This is a genomic window from Streptomyces sp. NPDC087270 (assembly GCF_044744625.1).
In the GTDB taxonomy this organism is placed as follows: domain Bacteria; phylum Actinomycetota; class Actinomycetes; order Streptomycetales; family Streptomycetaceae; genus Actinacidiphila.
In genome coordinates this window covers 136931-155112 of the sequence record NZ_JBIUYR010000014.1, presented here as the reverse complement: position 1 = coordinate 155112, position 18182 = coordinate 136931, and the positions used below count along the sequence as shown (strand labels likewise).

The following is an 18182-nucleotide window of genomic DNA, read 5'->3' as shown; positions in this document are numbered from 1 at the left end:
CGGGCGTCGCGCGCCCCCGCCGGGCCGCGCGCCGGCGCGCCCCCCCCCCCGGGGGCGGGGGGGGCCCCCCCCCCGCGCCCCCCCCCCCCCCCCCCCCCCCGCCGCTCGCCTCCCAGCGGCCCCGTGACGGGCGGCAGGGGAGCCCCTGTCACTGCTGCTGAGCGCCGCCCTGCTGCACCGGCTGGAGCGCGATGCCCAGCGCCGTCGCGTACTGCGTCACCACGAGCTTGCCGACCGCCGGGTATGGCCCGAGCGCGTCTGCGCCCGAGCAGCCCGCCTCCGCGGCCGCGGTGTGCAGGAGCTGCGGGGCGATCTCCGGGCCGATCAGGCACGGCGCGAGCGCCAGCGTGGAGGAGCCCGAGGACCGCAACTGCTCGGCGGTGCCCGCGATCGCGCCGTCCACGTCCAACGCGGCGGCCAGCACCGGCACCGCGAGCCGCGCGGCCAGCAGCAGCCCGGTCACGCCGGCGGCCTGCGCCGCCTCCTCGCCGCCGACCGTGGCCAGGATGATGCCGTCGGCCGCCGTGGCGACCGTGAACAGCCGGGCGCGGTCGGCGCGGGCCAGGCCCGCCTCCGACAGCCGGACGTGCAGCGCCTCGGCGAGCAGCGGGTGCGGGCCGAGCACGTCGGTCAGCTCCACCTGCGCCTTGCTGTCCACCATCGCCTGCTTGATCCGGCGCAGCACGGCCGCCTCGGGGCCGGCCAGCAGCGGCACCACGACCGCCGAGGTGTCCTCTCCGGGTCGTTCCACCGCCACCTGGTCCAGCACGCCCCGCAGCGACGGGAACTCGTCCAGGTCGCCGTCCTCGCCGTCCACGAAGGCGATCCGGGGGTCGAGCCCGGACAGCTCGGAGCGCGCGATGCTCACGACCTCCTCGGCCAGGCTGAGCGCCGCTGCGGTCGGGGTGCCCGGCACGGCGAGGACCAGCACCGGCGAGCCCTCGGGCGCGCTGAGCGCCTCCGGGCGGCGGTGTCGTCCCGGCTGGCGCGGACGCGGCATTCGAACGGGGAGGCCGGAGGCGGGCCCTGTGGCATTGCTCATGGCGACGCATGCTAACGCCTTGCGCCACCTGCTTGTTCGCCCGGGTGCGAAGGAGGTCAGACCTGTCCAGAAGTGTCCGTTTCACCGGTCACGTTCGGTCAGTGGGCGAGCCCGACCGGTACGGGCGGCGCCGGCCTCACGCGCCCGGGCGGTCCGTCACCGTGAGCAGCCCCGGGTCGAGCGGCAGGGTGAGGTGGCCGTGGTGGGCGGCGCCGGCGATCAGCACCGCGCCGTCCAGCGGGTCGCCCGCCGCCGGCACGAGGGTGGCACCGGGCAGCAGTTCGGCCGCCAGTTCCCGCAGCGGCCCCAGCAGCGGCTCGCCCGTCCTGAACAGCCCGCCGGCCAGCGCCACGTCCACCGGGCCGGTGCCGGGCCGTACGGCGGCGGCCGACTCCAGGATGTGCCGCGCCGCCTGCCGCAGGATTCCGGCGGCCACCGGGTCGTCGCCCGCGTGGCGCGCCACCTGCGGGGCGAACGAGGCGAGCACCGCCGCCCGGTCCGGCCGCGGGTAGAGCCGGCCCGGCATCGCGTCCAGCGGCCCGAACTGCTTCTCGGCCGCGGCCAGCAGCGCCGGCGAGCCGCCGGCGCGCCCGTCGTGGGCGCGCATCGCCGCGTCCAGGCCGGCCCGGCCGATCCAGGCGCCGCCGCCGGCGTCGCCCAGCAGATGGCCCCAGCCGTCCGCGCGGCGCCAACCGCCGTCGTCCGCCGAGGTGCCGAGCGCGATCATGCCGGTGCCCGCGGCCACGACCACGCCGGGGCGCAGCCCGAGCGCGCCCGCGTACGCCGTCACGGCGTCGCCGGCCAGCGCCAGGCGCCGTACCCCGAAGGCGTCGGCGAGGGCGTCCGGCAGGCGGTCGCGCAGGTCGTCGCCGAGGGTGGCCATCCCGGCCGCGCCGACGCAGGCGGCCGCGATCCGCCGCGCCCCGGCGGCGGCCATCAGCCCCTCGACGAGCGGCAGGACGCGCTCCAGCAGGCTCGCCGCGTCGATGCCGCGCGGCCCGGTGACGGCGGGGCGGTCGGCGGCGGCAACGGTCGCCACGGAGGTGTCCACGGTGGCGGGCGCCCCGGTCCGGTCCGCCGACCGCGTGGGGCCGGTGACCGCGTCGGCGGGCGCGAGGGACACCCGCACGCCGGAGCCGCCGGAGTCGACGCCCAGCACCCAGGAGGGGCCGGTGTCGGAGGAGGAGTGCCGCACGCCTCAGCCGAGCCCGCGCGAGTCCTGCTTGAGCGCGGTGTCCACGGTGAGCGCGGACGCCACGACCATGCTCAGCAGCGGGTCGGCGAGCTGCCGGTGGATCTGCAGCACGTAGTTGTCGGCCGTGGTGAACATCGTCTTGGCCAGACCTTCCCAGGTCTTGGTGATCCGGCCGATCTCGGTGTCGGTGTGGTCCACGATGGCGAAGTTCCAGGCCCGCCAGTTCTCGGCCTTGATCGCACCTATCTGCTGGCCGTTGTACATGAAGCCGAACTTGATCTTGCCGAAGGCGTTCTGCTGGACGATCTCGCCCAGCGGCTCGCCGTTCGCCCGGTGCACCAGCACCTTGGACTTGATGAACTTCGCCGGGCGGGTGAGCACCAGGTGCGGCTGGCCCTGGGCGTCCCGCACCTCCAGCTTGTGGGTGAGGAACTGGTCCACGCTGGAGACGAACCGCAGCACCTTCTTGGCGGTGCTCTGGCCGACCTCCACCACCGAGCCCAGGGTGCGGCCGTTCTGGTCGAAGACGGTGTACTCGTTGACCAGCTCGATCAGCTTGGCCTTCTGGTTCACCACGAGCACCGGCTCGGTGAACAGGGTGCCGCCGCCGTAGCCGGGCGACATCACACCGGCCTGGCCCTGGACCTGGTGCTGGATCTTCGACGGGTCGGGCGTGCGGCTGACGTCCAGCTCCCAGGCGTTGCCGCCCTCCTGCTTGGGCGCGCCCTGCTGGCCCGGGACCTGGCCGGGGTTGGTGTGCTCGGTCCACTGGGCGCCGTCCCAGTACCGGAGCAGATTCGGAGTGCCCTGCGGGTCGGCGTACCAGCCGGCCGGGGTGTTGGAGTGCGTCGTCACCCGGGCAGACTACCGTGGGGCGCGGCTCAGGGCAGTTGCCAGTTCACCGGTTGGGCGCCCTGCTGCGCCAGCAGATCGTTGGCGCGGCTGAAGGGGCGCGACCCGAAGAAGCCCCGGTCCGCCGACATCGGCGACGGGTGCGCGGACTCGATCGCGGGCAGCTCGCCCAGCAGCGGCCGCGCGTTGCGCGCGTCGCGGCCCCACAGGATCGACACCAGCGGGCGGCCGCGGCCGGCCAGCGCCCTGATCGCCTGCTCGGTCACCTGCTCCCACCCCTTGTCGCGGTGCGCGGCCGGGCGGCGCGGCGCCGTGGTCAGCGCCCTGTTGAGCAGCAGCACGCCCTGCTGCGTCCAGGGCGTCAGGTCGCCGTTGGACGGCCGGGGGGCGCCGATGTCGCCGTGCATCTCGCGGAAGATGTTCTCCAGGCTGCCCGGCAGCGGCCGCACGTCCGGCGCCACCGAGAAGCTCAGGCCGACCGCGTGTCCCGGTGTCGGATACGGGTCCTGGCCGACGATCAGCACCTTCACCTCGTCGAAGGGCTGCTGGAACGCGCGCAGCACGTTCGCCCCCGACGGCAGGTAGGTGCGGCCGGCGGCGATCTCGGCCCGGAGGAAGTCCCCCATCGCCGCGATCCGGTCCGCCACGGGTTCGAGCGCCTTCGCCCAGCCCGCCTCGACGATTTCGTGCAACGGTCGCGCAGTCACGGTCCGTCACTCTACTGGCTCAACAGCCGTGCCGTGTACCGGAGTCCGCGATCAAGGTGCCAGGTGCCGGGCCCGTTCCCAGGTGCCGGGCCCCGGTCAGGAGCCCTCGACGGCGCGGGCGGTCCCGGACCGGTCCTGCTGGTCGCGCGGGTCCTGCGGGCAAGGCGGCGAGCCCGCCTGCCAGTTCAGGCCGTACCGCTGGAACAGCTCCGCCCGCAGCCGGGCCACCGGCATCGGCGCCCCCGGCAGCAGCAGGGCCACGGTCGCGCCCATCAGCAGTGCCCGCAGCAGCCGGTACTCCTCCTGCGGCGCCTGCGCGCCCCACCGCGTCACCGCCAGCTCCAGCAGCGCCGCCAGCCGCTGCTGCTCCGGGCACTGGATGAAGCCCTCGTCCGCGAGTATCTGGGCCATGTGGATGCGCATCAGCTTGGTGTGCGTGACGGTCAGCCCGAGGATGGCGTCGATCGCCCGCGCCAGCACCTCGTCGCCGTCGGCCGGGGCCGGCTCCGCGTCCAGCGCCGCGGTCAGCTCCTGGTTCATCAACCGGTGCACCGCGGACTGCACCAGCGCGCGCTTGCCCGAGTAGTAGTACGACACCAGGCCGCGGGCGGAACCGGCCCGTCGCGTGATGTCGGCCAGCGTCGTGGCCTCGTAGCCGCGCTCCTCGACCAGTTCGACGGTCGCCTGCAGGAGGCGATCGATCGAACGCTGACGCATCGCTTCATTGACCGATGCGCTACGAGGGGACATGATGAACTCCTGCGTTGACTGGCTGCGAGCCAATATACTCAACGCGGCTCGCCGGGCCAGATGGATGGCGGGTGTACGGGGATCGGGCGCCGGCTCCGGCGACACGGGGGATCGCCGGAGCGGGCGCCCGATGTACTCCCTACGGCTCGTGCCGCTCCGGCTCCCGGTGAGCGCTTTCCGCACGGTCCGGCTCCGTACCGACGGGCTCCGTACCGACAGGCTCCGCAGGGTCCGGCTCCGTACCGACGGGCGGGTCCAGCACGGCGAGCAGCGCGTCGGGCCGGTCCGCGACCGGCAGCGGGTCCACCAGCAGGAACCGGCAGCCCAGGGCCGCCGCGCCGCCGTCGGCCGCCGCGTTGTCCCCGACCATCACCGCTTCCCGCACCGCGTCGCCGGTGACGCCGAGCGCCTCCAGCGCCACCTGGAACAGCCGTGGGTCCGGCTTCTGCACTTCGTGCTCGTAGCTGAGCACGAAGGCGTCGATGTCGTCCGCCACGCCGTGCACCCGGAAGATCGGGCGCAGGTCCCAGCCGATGTTGCTCACCACCGCCACCGGCACCCCGCGCTCGCGCAGCCCGGCCAGCACCTGGGCGGTGTCCGGATACGGCTGCCACGCCGCGGGGGTGCGGTGCCGTTCGTACAGCGCGTCGTGCACGTCCCACGGCAGCCCCGCCGCGCGGGACAGGGCCGTGTACGCCTCCCGGTGCAGCTCCGCGGTCAGGTCCCGCGCCTGCCACACCTCGACCAGGTCCGCCGGCACCGCGGTGGGCGACTGCCCGCCGGGCTGCGCGCCGACCCGCTCCAACTCCTGTGCGTACTTGATGACTTCGTCGTCCGCGACCTCGATGCCCTCGGCCGCGAGCGCGCCCCTGAGCCATCGCTCGCAGGGCTCGATCCGGAACAGGGTGCCCGAGAAATCGAACATGACCGCCTTGATGGTGCCTCCCCGGTAGTGGTCGCTCGGCTCCAGCATTCCAGACGCGTTCCGGGGCGGTTCGGGTGCACGGTGTGTTTTCGGACGGCCGGGCCGGCGGGGCGGGTCGCCGCACCCGGCAGGTCAGGTCAGGGCGTGCAGGCCGGGGCCGAAGGTGATGATCAGGGGGACGGCCGGGACCAGCAGCGACAGGACGGTCAGCCGCAGCCGTTGCGCGACGGGGAGCCGCGGGACCGGTGCCAGCAGGCGGTTGACGCGGCCGGGGAGTTCGGCGAGCGGCCCGGGGGAGGGACCGAAGACCCCGCGCGGCTCGTTGAGTTCGACCAGCGCGAGGGCGGTGGTGAGGCGGCCGAACCGGCGCGACGCGGTGTCGTCGGCGGCGAGTTCGATCAGGTGGTGGACCTGGTCGCGGAAGGCGGCGAAGACGGGGACCTGGGGGAACCCGCCGGCGAGCGCGCCCGCGCAGTGCAGCAGGAGGTCGTGCCGGGCGCGGGCGTGGCCCTGCTCGTGGGCGATGACGGCGTCGAGTTGGCGTCCCTTGAGCCGGCCGAGCGCGGCCGTGGTGATCACCAGTCGCGGCTCCGCGCCGGACAGCCACCACGCGTCGGAACGGGGGTCCTCCAGCACCACCAGCCGCTCGCCGGGCGGCACGGACTCGCCGGGCAGCCGGGGCGCGCGCACCTGGAGTTCGGCCCGGCGGGAGCGCCGCCGGCCCCGGGCGGTGCGCACCTCGCGGGTGAGCATCGCCGCGGTCCACACGCCGCCGAGCGCGAGCAGGACCGCGAGCGCGCCGGCCCACCGGCCGTATCCGGGCAGCCCGTAGGCGTCCTCGACGCCGCGCGGCGCGAACGCGAAGACGTGGCCGCGGACCGCCACCCAGGCGGCCGAGGCGGTGAGCGCCATCGCCGACACGCAGCACAGCAGCACCGCGGCGACCACGCACTGCCACACCCACAGGGCGAGTACCGGCTCGCGCTCGGGCCAGTCGGCACGTGCGAGCAGACGCGGCGCCGTCGCCGCCGCCAGTGCGCCGAGAACCAGCAGCACGAACGGGACCGTCATGCTGATCACCCTAGGAGTCGCCTTGCTCACAGGGACGTGGCAGCGCGCCGATGTGACGCACGACTCACCGGGTCCGCGCGGCCGTCGGGACCGGCCGGGCCGCGCGGCTCACATGACGAGCAGCATGACGACCATGCCCAGCGCCATCGAGACCCGGCAGGCGACGGCCACCTCGGGGGCGTGCCGCAGCTGTACCCGCCCGCGCGACGGCGCGTGTGGCGACGGTCCGGGTGAGGCTCCGCCCGATGGCGCGGCGGCCGGTCCGGCGACCGTGGCAGCGACCGTCGCGGCGCCGGGTATCAACCCGCCGGGCGCCGCAACGGGCACGGGCGCGTACGCGAGCCGTACGCCCGTACGCAGCACGTAGACCGCGAAGTAGAGGAGGAACAGGCCGGTCAGCGCGGAGCTGCCCGCGCCGCCCATCACCATGGTGTGCCCCGCCCCGGACGGCGCGGCCCGCGCCATGGCGAACGCCATGTAGACCATGGCGGCCGAGCAGACCACGTGGTGCACCCGGTGGCCCGAGGGGTGCCGGCCGGGGAGCACGGCGCGCAGCGCGGCCATCGCGTAGACGACGGCGAAGACGGGGGCGGCCCAGCGGTGCGGGTCGAGCACGGAGACCGGCACGGCCATCACCGCCATGCCGGCGCCCATCACCGCCTCGTCTTTGTCCTCGGCGCGCACCAGGCACGACACGGCGGCGGCCGCGCTCAGCGCCACGAGGAGCCATGCGACCAGCAGCGGTTCGCGCATCGGTGATCCCCCTCCCGTCCGCCCTGCTCCGAGCCGTGCCGAGCCGCCCCGACCGGCACGCCCACTCCACCCCGGCACAGCCGCGGCCCGGTCCCGTCCGGTCCGCCTGTCCGTTCGGGTCCTACCCGGCCAGGCGGGCGCGCAGCCGAGCGCACGGGATCGCCCGGGGGAGTGCGCCGGACCGGCGCGCGCCCCCTCGGCGGGGGCGGCGCCACGCGCGGGGGTGCCGCCCGCCGGCCGGCGCACGGGCCTCGGCGACGGTGGCCGCCTTCGGTAGCCTGACCGGCATGGACACCGCATCCCTCAGCTTCCGCCCCGCGACCCCCGCCGACGTGACCGAGCTCGTGGCCCTGGTCGAGTCCGCCTACCGCGGCGACACCAGCCGAACCGGGTGGACCACCGAGGCGGACCTCATCGAGGGGCAGCGGACCGACCCGCAGGGCGTGCTGGACGTGGTGGAGAAGCCGGACGGCATGATGCTGGTGGTCGAGCGCGACGGTGAACTGGTGGCCTGCTGCCAGCTCGAACACCGCGGCCTGCACGCCTACTTCGGCATGTTCGCGGTCCGCCCCTCGCTCCAGGGCGCCGGCCTCGGCAAGGTGATCATCGCCGAGGCCGAGCACGTCGCCGCGAAGGAGTGGGGCGTGTCCGAGATGCACATGACGGTGATCAGCGCCCGCGAGGAGCTGATCGCCTGGTACGAGCGCCGCGGCTACTCCCGCACCGGCGAGATGTCGCCCTTCCCCTACGGCCAGGAGCGGTTCGGCCGCCCCACCCGCGACGACCTGGAGTTCGAGCTGCTGACGAAGCGGCTCGGCTGACCGCGGCCGCCTGCCGTACGGCCTCGGTCCGGCGCCGCGCTCACAGCCGCCCGGCCGCCGTGATGCGCCGCAGGAAGTCCTGGGTACGCCGCTCGCGGGGGGCGCCGAAGACCTCGGCGGGGGTGCCGCGCTCCAGGATCACCCCGCCGTCGAGGAAGCACACCTGGTCGGCGACCTCGCGGGCGAAGGCCATCTCGTGGGTGGCGATCACCATCGTCATGCCCTCCTCCTTGAGGTCACGGACCACCGCGAGCACCTCGCCGACCAGTTCCGGGTCGAGCGCGGCGGTGATCTCGTCGAGGAGCAGCAGGCGCGGCCGGGTCGCGACCGCCCGCAGCAGCGCGACCCGCTGCTGCTGGCCGCCGCTGAGCCGGTCCGGGTACTCGCGGGCGCGGTCGGCCAGGCCGAGCCGCTCCAGCAGTTCCCGGGCCCGGGCCTCGGCCTGCGGGCGCGGCTCCTTGTGCACGCGGCGGGGCGCGAGGGTGATGTTGTCCAGCACCGTCATGTGCGGGAAGAGGTTGTACGCCTGGAAGACGACGCCGATCCGGCGCCGTACGTCGTCGACGTCGGTGCGCGGGTCGGTGATGTCCTCGCCGTCCAGGAAGATCGCGCCGTCGTCGACGTCCTCCAGCAGGTTCGCGCAGCGCAGCAGCGTGGACTTGCCCGAGCCGGACGCGCCGATCAGCGCGGTGACGGTGTGCGCGGGCACGTCGAGCGCGATGTCGCGCAGCACCACGGTGTCGCCGTAGGTCTTGCGGACGGCCTCCAGCCGCAGCACGGGTTCGGCGCCCAACGCGGGTTCAGCCCCGGGTACGGGTACGGGTACGGGTGCGGCGGCCGGCCGTCCACCCGCGTCGCCGGGCCCGTCCCCCAGGCCCGTCGCCCCGATGTCCTTCGCCCCACCGGGGTGCACCCCGGCTTCCTTCGCCCCGCCGGTCTTCGCCTTGCCGGTCTCGGCCCCGCCGGTCTTCGGCCCGTCCGCCGGGCGGCCTTCCGCGCTCATACCGCGCCTCCTTGCGACTGCCGCCGGTTCATCCGCGCGGCCACCCAGTCGGTGAAGCGCGTCATGGGGATGGTGATCGCCACGAAGATCAGGCCCGCGATGACGTAGGGCGTGTAGTTGAAGTCGCGGCTGGCGATGATCTGCGCGGCGTAGACCGCGTCCACCGCGCCGCCGATCGAGACCAGGCCGGTGTCCTTCTGCAGGGAGACCAGGTCGTTGAGGAGCGGGGGCACCACCCGGCGGACGGCCTGCGGCAGCACGACGTAGCGCATCGCCTGGGCGTTGCTGAGGCCGAGCGAGCGGGCGGCGGCGCGCTGGCTGGGGTGCACGCTCTCGATGCCCGCGCGGAACACCTCGGCCACGTAGGCGGTGTAGGTCAGGCAGAGCGCGAACGCGCCGAGCAGCACGGGGTTGTTGGTCACCCCGGTCAGCCGCAGCGCGGGGATGCCGAAGACGCACAGCAGGATGCAGATGATCAGCGGCAGCCCGCGGAAGAAGTCCACGTAGGCCGTCGCCAGGGCGCGGACGGGGAAGAACACCGGGCCGCGCAGGGTGCGCAGCAGCGCCATCAGCAGCCCGGCGACCAGGACGACCGCGCCGCACACCGCCAGCAGCCGCAGGTTCAGCCACAGGCCGTGCAGGATCGGGTGGAGGGAGATCCGCGCGTAGTGGGCGTCGAAGAACGTCTGCCGGGTGCGGTCCCAGCCGGGCGAGTTGACGATCAGTGCGTACAGCACGGCGGCCGTCGCCAGGGTGCTGGCCGTGGCGACGGCGAACGCGCGGCGGGTGCGGGTGCGCCGGTAGCGCTCCCGGGCGATCCGCCGCGCCGAGGGGCGGTACTCGTCAGGGGCACTCGTCGTACCGCCGTCGAGGTCCCGCGCCGCGGCCGGTGGCGCGGGCGCGGCGACGTCCCCGCCGCCGCGCTCCGGCCCGTCCTGGACGGTCACTTGAGCACCGGGGCGTTCACCGCGTCCGACAGCCACTTCTTCTCCAGCGCGGCGAGCGTGCCGTCCTTGCGCAGCGCCGTGACCGCCTGCGAGACGCACGGCGTGAGCTTGCTGCCCTTGTCCAGCACCAGCCCGAACTGCTCCGGTGCGGTGCCCGTGGTGGAGAACTGCCCGATCACCTTGGCGTCGGTGACCTGGGCGCCGGTGACGTAGAAGGCGGTGGGCAGGTCGACCACGATGCCGTCCACCTGGCCGTTCTTGAGGGCGGCCACCGCGAGGTCGTTGCGCTGGAAGACCGCGGGCTGCTTGGTGGGCTTCACCAGGTCGTCGATGACATCGAGGCTGGTGGTGCCGACCTGGGCGCCGAGCTTCGCGTTCTTCAGGTCGGCCAGCGAGTGCGCCCCGGCGATCTTCGAGCCCTTGGGCGCGACGACCGCCTGCCGCACGTCGTAGTAGCCGGGGGAGAAGTCCACCGTCTTGCGGCGCTCGGGGGTGATCGAGACCTGGTTGATGTCCACGTCGAAGTTCTTGGCACCCGGGGAGAAGGCGCTGTTGAACGGCACCTTCTGCCAGACCACCTGGTCGCCGGTGTAGCCGAGTTGCTTCGCCACCGCATAGGCGACGGCCGACTCGTAGCCCTTGCCGTTGGACGGCTTGTCGTCGACGAACCAGGGGTCGTACGCCGGGTTGTCGGTGCCGACGGTGAACTTGCCCGCGGTGCGGGTGGCGAGCCCGCCGGGGCTGCACGCGCCGGCGGTCGTGCCGGAGGCGCTGCCGGACGGCGAGGACGCCGCCGAGGAGTCGCCGTCGTCCTGCGGGGAGCAGGCGGCCAGGGCCAGGGTGAGCAGGGCGGCCGCGGCGAGGGCCGCGCGATGACGGGACGGGAGGATCGCGGGACGCATGGCGGGACCTTGGCACCCGGTGGGCCGATCTGTCCACGCCATTCGGCACTCCGTCCGGATGCCGGACCTTTGTGTCCGCGGTGTTTCCGGCCGTACGCGGTCGGTCGCGATGTCATCGCGTCAGGTGACCGCTGACGGCTGACGGCTTAGGGATCATGCCTTACGCCGTATGGCTGACGCCTTACGGCGCCGAGACTCCGTCCGCCGGTGCGCGGTCGCGGCCCAGCGCGGGCGGCAGGTCGGTGGCGGCGCCGTCCAGGCCCAGCGCGCGGGTCAGCGCCCAGTCCTGCGGGGTGTTGACGCTCCAGGCCATGACGGCGATCCCGGCCGCGTGGCAGCGGCTTACGACGTCGAGGGTGAGCTGGGTGAGGTCGAGGCTGACCAGGCGGGCGCCGACGGCCTGGGCGCGCGGCACGATGTCCGGGCCGAGGTCGCTCGCGACGAGCACGGTGGCGACCTCGGGCAGCAGGGTGTGGATCTCGGCGAGGGCGTCGTCGTGAAAGGACAGCACGCTGACCCGGCCGGTCTCGTCGCGCTCGCGCAGCACCGAGGCGAGCACCCTTGCGGCCGCGGTGTCCTTGATCTCGGCCTGGATCGGGCACGTCACGCGGTCCAGGACCTCCTCGAAGACCGGTACGCCCTCGCCCTGCCCCGCGTCCAGGCGGCGGATCTCGGCGAGGGTGAGGTCGCGGATCGGGCCGGCGCCGTCGGTGGTGCGGTCGACCGAGGCGTCGTGCATGACGACCAGGGCGCCGTCCTTGCTCAGGTGCAGGTCCAGTTCGACCTGGTCCACGCCCTCGCGCTCCGCGCGGCGGAAGGACCGCAGGGTGTTCTCCGGCTCGACGCCCATGACCCCGCGGTGGCCCACGGTGAGGAAGCTCATGAGGGCACCCTAGTGCCACCGTCCGGCCTGCCGGCCGACCGCCCCGGCGCCCCCTGAGCGGCCTGGCGGACGCCGCCCCCGGCGCCGCCACGACGCCCGCCCCGGGCTCGTCCCGGACGGCCCTCCCGGGTGCCGCCACGGGTCTCGGCCCGGCCTTGCCGCGCCCCGGGCACACCTCGGCGCTCACCGCAACTTTTAGCGCCCCATCCTGGAGTCGAGCCGTAAAAACTACGGCCTTCGGCGGCCTTGACCGCACAATCTCAAGGAAGTGGCCTTGAAGACGGGGCCCGGCCATGGCTACGCTGTTCGCACGACAGTTTCTTTTGTGGAGGAGGGGTCATGGGCGAAGTTCTTTCGTCGAAGGTGGCGACCGGAGGCGGGATATCCGGCGAAGGCGTGCTCGGACACCCCCAGTGGCCCGTGCTGAAGCAGGCGGTCGAGGCGATCAGGCCCTGGCAGCGCAAGGACGGTTCGATCGACTTCGACGCCGAGGACGCGCCCACCCGTGACGACGCCGCCCGCACGCTCGGCCGCGTCGTCGACGCCCTCGAACAGCTCGCCCCGCTGCTGCCGCACGACGAGGCGTACCACCGCGCCCTGACCACCGACCTGCGCCACTGGGCCGACGGCGGCTTCGCCGTACCCGACTTCCTCGACTCGCTGCTGGCCTTCCAGCCCGCCGCCGACCGGCGCGACGGCCTCCAGCACCTGGTCGTCTTCCCGATGTACACCCAGAACGGCAACCCGGACCGCAACCTCGAAGCGGTCGTCTTCCGGGTGGTGTGGCCGGAGTGGCTCGCCGAGCTGGAGCGCACCCGCTACGACAACCCGCAGTTCGTGCCGATCACCTTCGAGGACTTCACCCCGGGCTACGACACCAACTCCGCGGTGCTCTTCCCCGAGACCGTCGCCGTGCGCAAGGCGCCCGACCGCTGGACCTGGGGCGCGATCTTCTGCGACCGCGAGGCCGCCCGCTTCCGCGCGGTCACCTCCGCCGCCGTGGACACCCTCGGCCTCGACCTGCCCGAGGACGCCGCCCGCCTGGTCGACGACCAGGAGCTCGCCCAGCAGACCTACGTGCTGTGGGACATGATCCACGACCGCACCCACAGCCACGGCGACCTGCCGTTCGACCCGTTCATGATCAAGCAGCGCGCCCCGTTCTGGATGTACGGCCTGGAGGAGCTGCGCTGCGACCTGACCACCTTCAAGGAGGCGGTCAAACTCCAGGCCGAGGGCCACCCGATGGGCCTGGGAGTGCAGTACGCGATCCTCTTCGACCGGCTCTTCCGCTTCCCGGTCACCGGCGAGCGCGTGCGCAACTACGACGGCCTCGGCGGCCAGCTGCTCTTCGCCTACCTGCACAAGCACGACGCCGTCCGCTGGACGGACAACACCCTGCACATCGACTGGGAGCGCGCGCCCCAGGTCACCACGCAACTGTGCGGCGAGATCGAGACGCTCTACCGCGACGGCATCGACCGGCCCAAGCTCGTGCACTGGCTGGCCGCCTACGACCTGGTCGCGACCTACCTCTCGCCGAACCCCGGCTCGGTCTGGGCCAAGGGCGCGGACGCCCTGGACCTCTCGCTCCCGCCGCGCAAGCTGGTGGACGACGTGCTGCCGGACGAGTTTCCGCTCAGCATGTTCTACGAGGCCCTTGCGAAGAAGCTCCGCGAGACGATTGCCTCGACCCGGGGCATCACCGGGAACAGCGCGCTGCGAGGTGCCGCGTGACCGGTGCAGGCGAGGAGGCGGAGATGACGACCGACACGTACACAGGCGGGCTCGACGGCGCGGTGATCGCGGTCGCGGGCGCGGCGGGACCGGCCGGACGGGCCGTGCTCCAGCGGCTGGCCAGGGCCGGCAGCCATGTGGTCGCGGCCGACGCGGACCCCGAGCGGCTGGCGCAGGCGGTCGACGCCGCGCGCTACGACGCGGGCGGCGCCGACATCACCGGCGAGGTGGTGGACCTGCTGGACCTGGAGGCCGCGCAGGACTGGGCCGGCCGGATCGAGAAGGACCACGGCCGGGTCGACGGCCTGGTGCACCTGGTCGGCGGATGGCGCGGCTCCGCGTCCTTCCCCGAGACCGAACTCGCCGACTGGGACGTGCTGCACGACCTGCTGGTGCGCACCGTCCAGCGCACCACCCTCGCCTTCCACGACGGCCTGCTGCGCAGCCCCGGCGGCCGGTACGTCCTGATCAGCGCGGCCGGCGCCAGCGCGCCCACGGCCGGCAACGCGGCGTACGCCGCCGCCAAGGCCGCCGCCGAGGCGTGGACGCTGGCCATGGGCGACTCGTTCCGCAAGCTCGGCGGTGACGCCCCCAGCGCGGCGGCCACCGTACTGGTGATCAAGGCCCTGGTGCACGATGAGATGCGGGCCCAGCGCCCCAACGCCAAATTCGCCGGCTTCACCGACGTGCGCGACCTCGCCGAGGCCATCGCGGACGTGTGGAACGCAAGCCCTCAGCAAGTGAACGGGACCCGACAGTGGCTGACGCCCCGACCGTGACCGAGTCCACCGACCCCACCTCCACCCCCACCGGCGACACCGACGCCATACGGCGCCACGACCCGGGCACCCGGGGCTTCGCCAGCGACAACTACGCCGGGGTGCACCCCGAAGTGCTGGCCGCACTCGCCCTGGCCAACGGCGGCCACCAGGTGTCCTACGGCGCCGACGCGTACACCGACCACCTCCAGGAGCTCTTCCGCGGCCACTTCGGCCCGACCGCCGAGGTCTTCCCGGTCTTCAACGGCACCGGCGCCAACGTCACCTCCCTCCAGGCGGTCACCGAGCGCTGGGGCGCGGTGATCTGCGCGGAGTCCGCGCACATCAACGTCGACGAGTGCGGCGCGCCCGAGCGGGTCGGCGGCCTGAAGCTGCTCACGGTGCCCACGGAGGACGGCAAGCTCACCCCCGAGCTGATCGACCGGCAGGCGTACGGCTTCGACGACGAGCACCGCGCGCAGCCGCAGGTGGTGTCGATCACCCAGAGCACCGAGCTGGGCACCTGCTACACCCCGGAGGAGATCAAGGCGATCTGCGACCACGCCCACGCGCTGGGCATGGCCGTGCACATCGACGGCGCCCGGATCGCCAACGCCGCCGCGAGCCTGGGGCAGCCGCTGTCCAGCTTCACCACCGACGCGGGCGCGGACATCCTGTCGGTCGGCGGCACCAAGAACGGCCTGCTGCTCGGCGAGTGCGTGGTCGTGCTCAACCCCGAGCGGGTCCGCGCGCTCAAGCACCTGCGCAAGCTGTCCATGCAGCTCGCGTCCAAGATGCGCTTCGTGTCCGTGCAGTTCGAGGCGCTGTTCGCCGGCGACCTGTGGCTGCGCAGCGCCTCGCACGCCAACGCGATGGCCCGCCGCCTGGAGCGCGCGGTGCGGGACATCGACGGGGTGACGGTCACCCAACGGGTCCAGGCCAACGCGGTGTTCGCGCTGCTGCCCCGCGAGGTCAGCGAGCGGTTGCAGAAGCGCTACCGCTTCTACTTCTGGGACGAGGCGACCGGCGAGGTGCGCTGGATGTGCTCCTTCGACACCACCGAGGAGGACGTGGACGGCTTCGCCGCCGCGATCGCCGAGGAGATGCGAGCCGGATAGCGCATGAATATGCGTAGCTTCGTAAAGTGATTGATCGAGAGGTCGGTGGCTCCGTAGGCTCCTCCAGCATGGAACCCATCCCGGAAACCACCGACCTCTCCGCGTATCTCGGCGCCGACGAGGTGCTCGACCACGACCACCCGCAGGTCCGGCAGACCGCCGCGCTGCTGCGCTCCGCCGCACCCACGCCGTATGGGTATGCGAAGGCCGCGTACGACTACGTGCGCGACGAGGTGCCGCACTCCTTCGACAGCGGCGACGACCGCGTCAGCTGGCGCGCCTCCGAGGTGCTGCGCACCCGCAACGGGATCTGCTACGCCAAGTCCCACGCCCTGGCCGCCCTGCTGCGCGCCGAGGGCATCCCCGCGGGGCTGTGCTACCAGCGCCTCACCGAGGACGACGGCCGGCCGGTCGTGCACGGGCTCGTCGCGCTGCTGCTGCCCGGCGGCGACCGCTGGACCCGGCAGGACCCGCGCGGCAACAAACCCGGTGTCGACGCCCACTTCTCCCTCGGCCGGGAGCGGCTGGCCTTCCCCGTGCGGCCCGAGAGCGGCGAGTACGATTACCCGACGGTGTACGCGGCCCCGCCCGCAGCGGTGCTCGCCGCGCTGCGGGAGTCCGCCGACCGTACGGAACTGGCGGCACGGCTGCCGACCGCGCTGGAGTGAGACCGGCGGTCCCGGACCCCGGCCGGTCCCCGCTCAGGCGGCCGTGGCCCGCTTCAGCAGCAGGTACATCTCGCAGCCCAGGCAGTAGGCGAACACCGCGTTGAGGAAGGCGGCGGCCAGCGCGCACGCGGCGGCCGCCAGGCCCAGCCACTGCGGCCCGACCAGGTAGCCGATGGTGCCGAGCACCGCGAAGAACAGCCCGACGGCCTGCGCGAAACGCGGCGGCGCCGCGTCCTCCGTCGCGGTCGGCGGCCCGAGCCGCGGCCGGAGCAGGACCCGGAACGCCCATCCGTAGGGCGACCTGGACACGCCGGCCGCCGCGCCGACGGCGAAGACGACCGCCTGCGCCGCCAGCAGCCAGCCGCTGCCGGTGACCAGCACCACCGCGAGGACCACCGTGGTCACCGCGGCACCGAAGCGGGGCCCTCGTACATCGATCTGCATGGCTGGAATCATCGCCCAAGGACGGCGTGCCGCACCCACGGGAATCATTGCGGTCGCGTGAACGCTGCCCACGGTGGGCTTGCCGGCGTGGCCGGCGGGCCCGTAGGCACGTGGTGCGAGGACGCCCGCGGCGCGAGGGACGCGACGGGGCACGAACGAACGACGAGGGAGGCGCGACCGCCGTGACCGGACTGATCGTCTGCCTGGCCGTGCTCGTGGCCGCGAGTGGCTACGGGATCGTGCACCGGCGCCGGGACGGGAGGATCAGGGTGCGGGCCAAGGACGGCGGGCAGCGGCTGACGGCCGACGACCTCGGGGAGCCGCTGGGGGAGCGGGCCACGCTGGTGCAGTTCTCCAGCGCCTTCTGCGCGCCCTGCCGCGCCACCCGGCGGGTGCTGGGTGAGGTGGCGGGCATGGTGGACGGCGTGCGGCACGTGGAGATCGACGCCGAGGCGCATCTCGAACTGGTGCGGCGGCTGGACGTGCTGAAGACCCCGACCGTGTTCGTGCTCGACGCGCAGGGCGCGGTGGTGCGCAGGGCGGCAGGACAGCCGCGTACGGCCGACGTGATCGCCGCGCTGGGCGCCGCGGTCTGAGCGCGGGGGTCTGAGCGCGGGGGTCCGCGGACGGCGTTCCGCGGTCTGAACGCGGGTTCTGAGCGCGGGGGGTCTGGGCGCGGCGGTCCGCGGACGCCGTTCCGCGGGCGGCGGCGGTGAGCCGGAGCGCGGTCGGCGGCGGCGGGGGCCGGGCCGGTCGCGGGGGCGGCATCGGGTCGCTTTGGCACCCGTCCGGCGCGACGCGGGGACGGTGTGACGGTCCTTGCATCTGCCCGTGTGCTCTTGACGGTTGACGCCGCGAATCGTCAGTCTGACGTGATGTCCCGTGACTCGCCGCAGAGCCCTCCTGCCGCTGCCGCATCCGGCCGACACGCCCGCGTGTGCCGCCCGGTCCGCTGAGCACCGCCGCCTCCCAGCCCCGACGGTCGGCCCGGCCCGAGGGGCCGCCGCCCCGCCCGCTCGCCGCGGAAGGACGTACCCACCCGTGACCGCAACGCACGACCTCGCCTCGGCCGGCCCGGACGTCCCCGACCTCGACCCGGACGTCTTCCGCTCGGTCTTCCGCCGCCATGCCGCAGGCGTCGCCGTGGTCACCGCGCAGGGCGTGCGCGGTCCGGTCGGCTTCACCGCGACCTCGCTCGTCTCGGTGGCCGTCGAACCCCCGCTGTTCTCCTTCGGCGTCAGCGTCGGGTCCTCCTGCTGGCCGGCGCTGTCCACCGCCGAGCACGTCGGCGTGCACGTCCTCGGCGACCACCAGCGCGAACTCGCCGCGGTCTTCGCCCGCTCGGGGGCGGACCGGTTCGGGCCGCCGACCGGCTGGTCGCCCGGCCCGCACGGAGTGCCGCTGCTCGACGGCGTGGCCGCCTGGCTGGTCGGCCGGGTGGTGGGTCGGGTGCCGGCCGGCGACCACCGGATCGTGGTGGCCCGGGCCGTCGCCGGCGACCCGCACGGGCCGGGCGGGCCGCTTGTCCACCATCAGGGCGGGTACCACCGGTTGTTCCACTGAACGGGACAGGTGGGCGCGTCGGGCACGTCACAGTTCAAGGGCC

General features: G+C 73.9%; 20 protein-coding genes. 7 read left to right on the top strand and 13 right to left on the bottom strand.

All coding sequences use genetic code 11. The features are described 5' to 3' along the window. Nucleotides 1-148 precede the first annotated feature (148 nt). The 8 genes from ACIPAE_RS26660 to ACIPAE_RS26625 all read right to left on the bottom strand — a co-directional run bounded on the left by ACIPAE_RS26660 (nt 149) and on the right by ACIPAE_RS26625 (nt 7295). The gene (locus ACIPAE_RS26660) at nt 149-1042 is read right to left on the bottom strand and encodes a hypothetical protein (RefSeq protein WP_328472206.1); all 894 of its coding nucleotides are present in this window, start codon (nt 1040-1042) and stop codon (nt 149-151) included. A gap of 136 nt (nt 1043-1178) precedes the next feature. After that, nucleotides 1179-2237: an N-acetylglucosamine kinase gene (locus ACIPAE_RS26655; RefSeq protein ID WP_402448433.1), complete on the bottom strand. Its 1059-nt coding sequence runs from the start codon at nt 2235-2237 to the stop codon at nt 1179-1181. A 3-nt stretch (nt 2238-2240) separates the two neighbouring features. Beyond that, nucleotides 2241-3092: a phospholipid scramblase-related protein gene (locus ACIPAE_RS26650; RefSeq protein WP_329362463.1), complete on the bottom strand. Its 852-nt coding sequence runs from the start codon at nt 3090-3092 to the stop codon at nt 2241-2243. A 26-nt stretch (nt 3093-3118) separates the two neighbouring features. Then, nucleotides 3119-3796 carry a uracil-DNA glycosylase gene (locus tag ACIPAE_RS26645; protein WP_328472212.1) on the bottom strand — a complete coding sequence of 226 codons (678 nt, stop codon included), beginning with the start codon at nt 3794-3796 and terminating at the stop codon, nt 3119-3121. A gap of 96 nt (nt 3797-3892) precedes the next feature. Continuing rightward, complete coding sequence (locus ACIPAE_RS26640; protein WP_366410663.1) at nt 3893-4546, bottom strand: helix-turn-helix domain-containing protein; 654 nt, start codon at nt 4544-4546, stop codon at nt 3893-3895. Between the two features lie 139 nt (nt 4547-4685). Beyond that, on the bottom strand, nt 4686-5519 hold the full coding sequence (locus ACIPAE_RS26635) for an HAD family hydrolase (RefSeq protein WP_402448428.1): 834 nt from the start codon (nt 5517-5519) through the stop codon (nt 4686-4688). Between the two features lie 84 nt (nt 5520-5603). After that, on the bottom strand, nt 5604-6542 hold the full coding sequence (locus ACIPAE_RS26630; RefSeq protein WP_329362456.1) for a M56 family metallopeptidase: 939 nt from the start codon (nt 6540-6542) through the stop codon (nt 5604-5606). Nucleotides 6543-6650: 108 nt separating this feature from the next. After that, nucleotides 6651-7295: a DUF5134 domain-containing protein gene (locus tag ACIPAE_RS26625; RefSeq protein WP_402448425.1), complete on the bottom strand. Its 645-nt coding sequence runs from the start codon at nt 7293-7295 to the stop codon at nt 6651-6653. A gap of 287 nt (nt 7296-7582) precedes the next feature. Between ACIPAE_RS26625 and ACIPAE_RS26620 the strand changes: the two genes are divergently transcribed. Continuing rightward, nucleotides 7583-8116 carry a GNAT family N-acetyltransferase gene (locus ACIPAE_RS26620; RefSeq protein WP_329362452.1) on the top strand — a complete coding sequence of 178 codons (534 nt, stop codon included), beginning with the start codon at nt 7583-7585 and terminating at the stop codon, nt 8114-8116. Nucleotides 8117-8156: 40 nt separating this feature from the next. On the opposite strand, the gene ACIPAE_RS26615 is transcribed toward ACIPAE_RS26620, so the two are convergent. The 4 genes from ACIPAE_RS26615 to ACIPAE_RS26600 all read right to left on the bottom strand — a co-directional run bounded on the left by ACIPAE_RS26615 (nt 8157) and on the right by ACIPAE_RS26600 (nt 11851). Further along, nucleotides 8157-8909: an amino acid ABC transporter ATP-binding protein gene (locus ACIPAE_RS26615; protein ID WP_329373688.1), complete on the bottom strand. Its 753-nt coding sequence runs from the start codon at nt 8907-8909 to the stop codon at nt 8157-8159. Nucleotides 8910-9115: 206 nt separating this feature from the next. Continuing rightward, nucleotides 9116-9937, bottom strand: coding sequence for an amino acid ABC transporter permease (locus ACIPAE_RS26610; RefSeq protein ID WP_402448507.1), 822 nt, complete (start codon nt 9935-9937; stop codon nt 9116-9118). A 125-nt stretch (nt 9938-10062) separates the two neighbouring features. Next, nucleotides 10063-10968 (bottom strand): ABC transporter substrate-binding protein, encoded by a 906-nt coding sequence (locus tag ACIPAE_RS26605; protein WP_366410666.1) that lies wholly within the window; start codon nt 10966-10968, stop codon nt 10063-10065. Nucleotides 10969-11149: 181 nt separating this feature from the next. Beyond that, on the bottom strand, nt 11150-11851 hold the full coding sequence (locus ACIPAE_RS26600; protein WP_402448422.1) for a glycerophosphodiester phosphodiesterase: 702 nt from the start codon (nt 11849-11851) through the stop codon (nt 11150-11152). Nucleotides 11852-12190: 339 nt separating this feature from the next. Between ACIPAE_RS26600 and ACIPAE_RS26595 the strand changes: the two genes are divergently transcribed. The 4 genes from ACIPAE_RS26595 (at nt 12191) to ACIPAE_RS26580 (ending at nt 16132) form a co-directional block, all read left to right on the top strand. Continuing rightward, nucleotides 12191-13588, top strand: coding sequence for a DUF6421 family protein (locus tag ACIPAE_RS26595; protein WP_402448418.1), 1398 nt, complete (start codon nt 12191-12193; stop codon nt 13586-13588). Between the two features lie 23 nt (nt 13589-13611). After that, nucleotides 13612-14367 (top strand): SDR family oxidoreductase, encoded by a 756-nt coding sequence (locus tag ACIPAE_RS26590; RefSeq protein ID WP_328472232.1) that lies wholly within the window; start codon nt 13612-13614, stop codon nt 14365-14367. Then, entirely contained in the window at nt 14346-15464 is a 1119-nt protein-coding gene (locus tag ACIPAE_RS26585) for a low specificity L-threonine aldolase (RefSeq protein ID WP_366410669.1), read from the top strand. The genes ACIPAE_RS26590 and ACIPAE_RS26585 overlap by 22 nt, the downstream gene beginning before the upstream one ends. A 68-nt stretch (nt 15465-15532) precedes the next feature. After that, the gene (locus tag ACIPAE_RS26580) at nt 15533-16132 is read left to right on the top strand and encodes a transglutaminase family protein (RefSeq protein ID WP_402448415.1); all 600 of its coding nucleotides are present in this window, start codon (nt 15533-15535) and stop codon (nt 16130-16132) included. Between the two features lie 33 nt (nt 16133-16165). Here ACIPAE_RS26580 and ACIPAE_RS26575 read toward each other — a convergent pair whose 3' ends face one another. Continuing rightward, nucleotides 16166-16576 carry a DUF4395 domain-containing protein gene (locus ACIPAE_RS26575; protein ID WP_329362435.1) on the bottom strand — a complete coding sequence of 137 codons (411 nt, stop codon included), beginning with the start codon at nt 16574-16576 and terminating at the stop codon, nt 16166-16168. Between the two features lie 182 nt (nt 16577-16758). Here ACIPAE_RS26575 and ACIPAE_RS26570 point away from each other — a divergent pair, with 182 nt between their 5' ends. Both ACIPAE_RS26570 and ACIPAE_RS26565 read left to right on the top strand, forming a co-directional pair. Then, nucleotides 16759-17172, top strand: coding sequence for a thioredoxin family protein (locus ACIPAE_RS26570; protein WP_328472240.1), 414 nt, complete (start codon nt 16759-16761; stop codon nt 17170-17172). A gap of 445 nt (nt 17173-17617) precedes the next feature. Next, nucleotides 17618-18139: a flavin reductase family protein gene (locus tag ACIPAE_RS26565; protein WP_329362431.1), complete on the top strand. Its 522-nt coding sequence runs from the start codon at nt 17618-17620 to the stop codon at nt 18137-18139. The last annotated feature ends 43 nt before the right edge of the window (nt 18140-18182 follow it).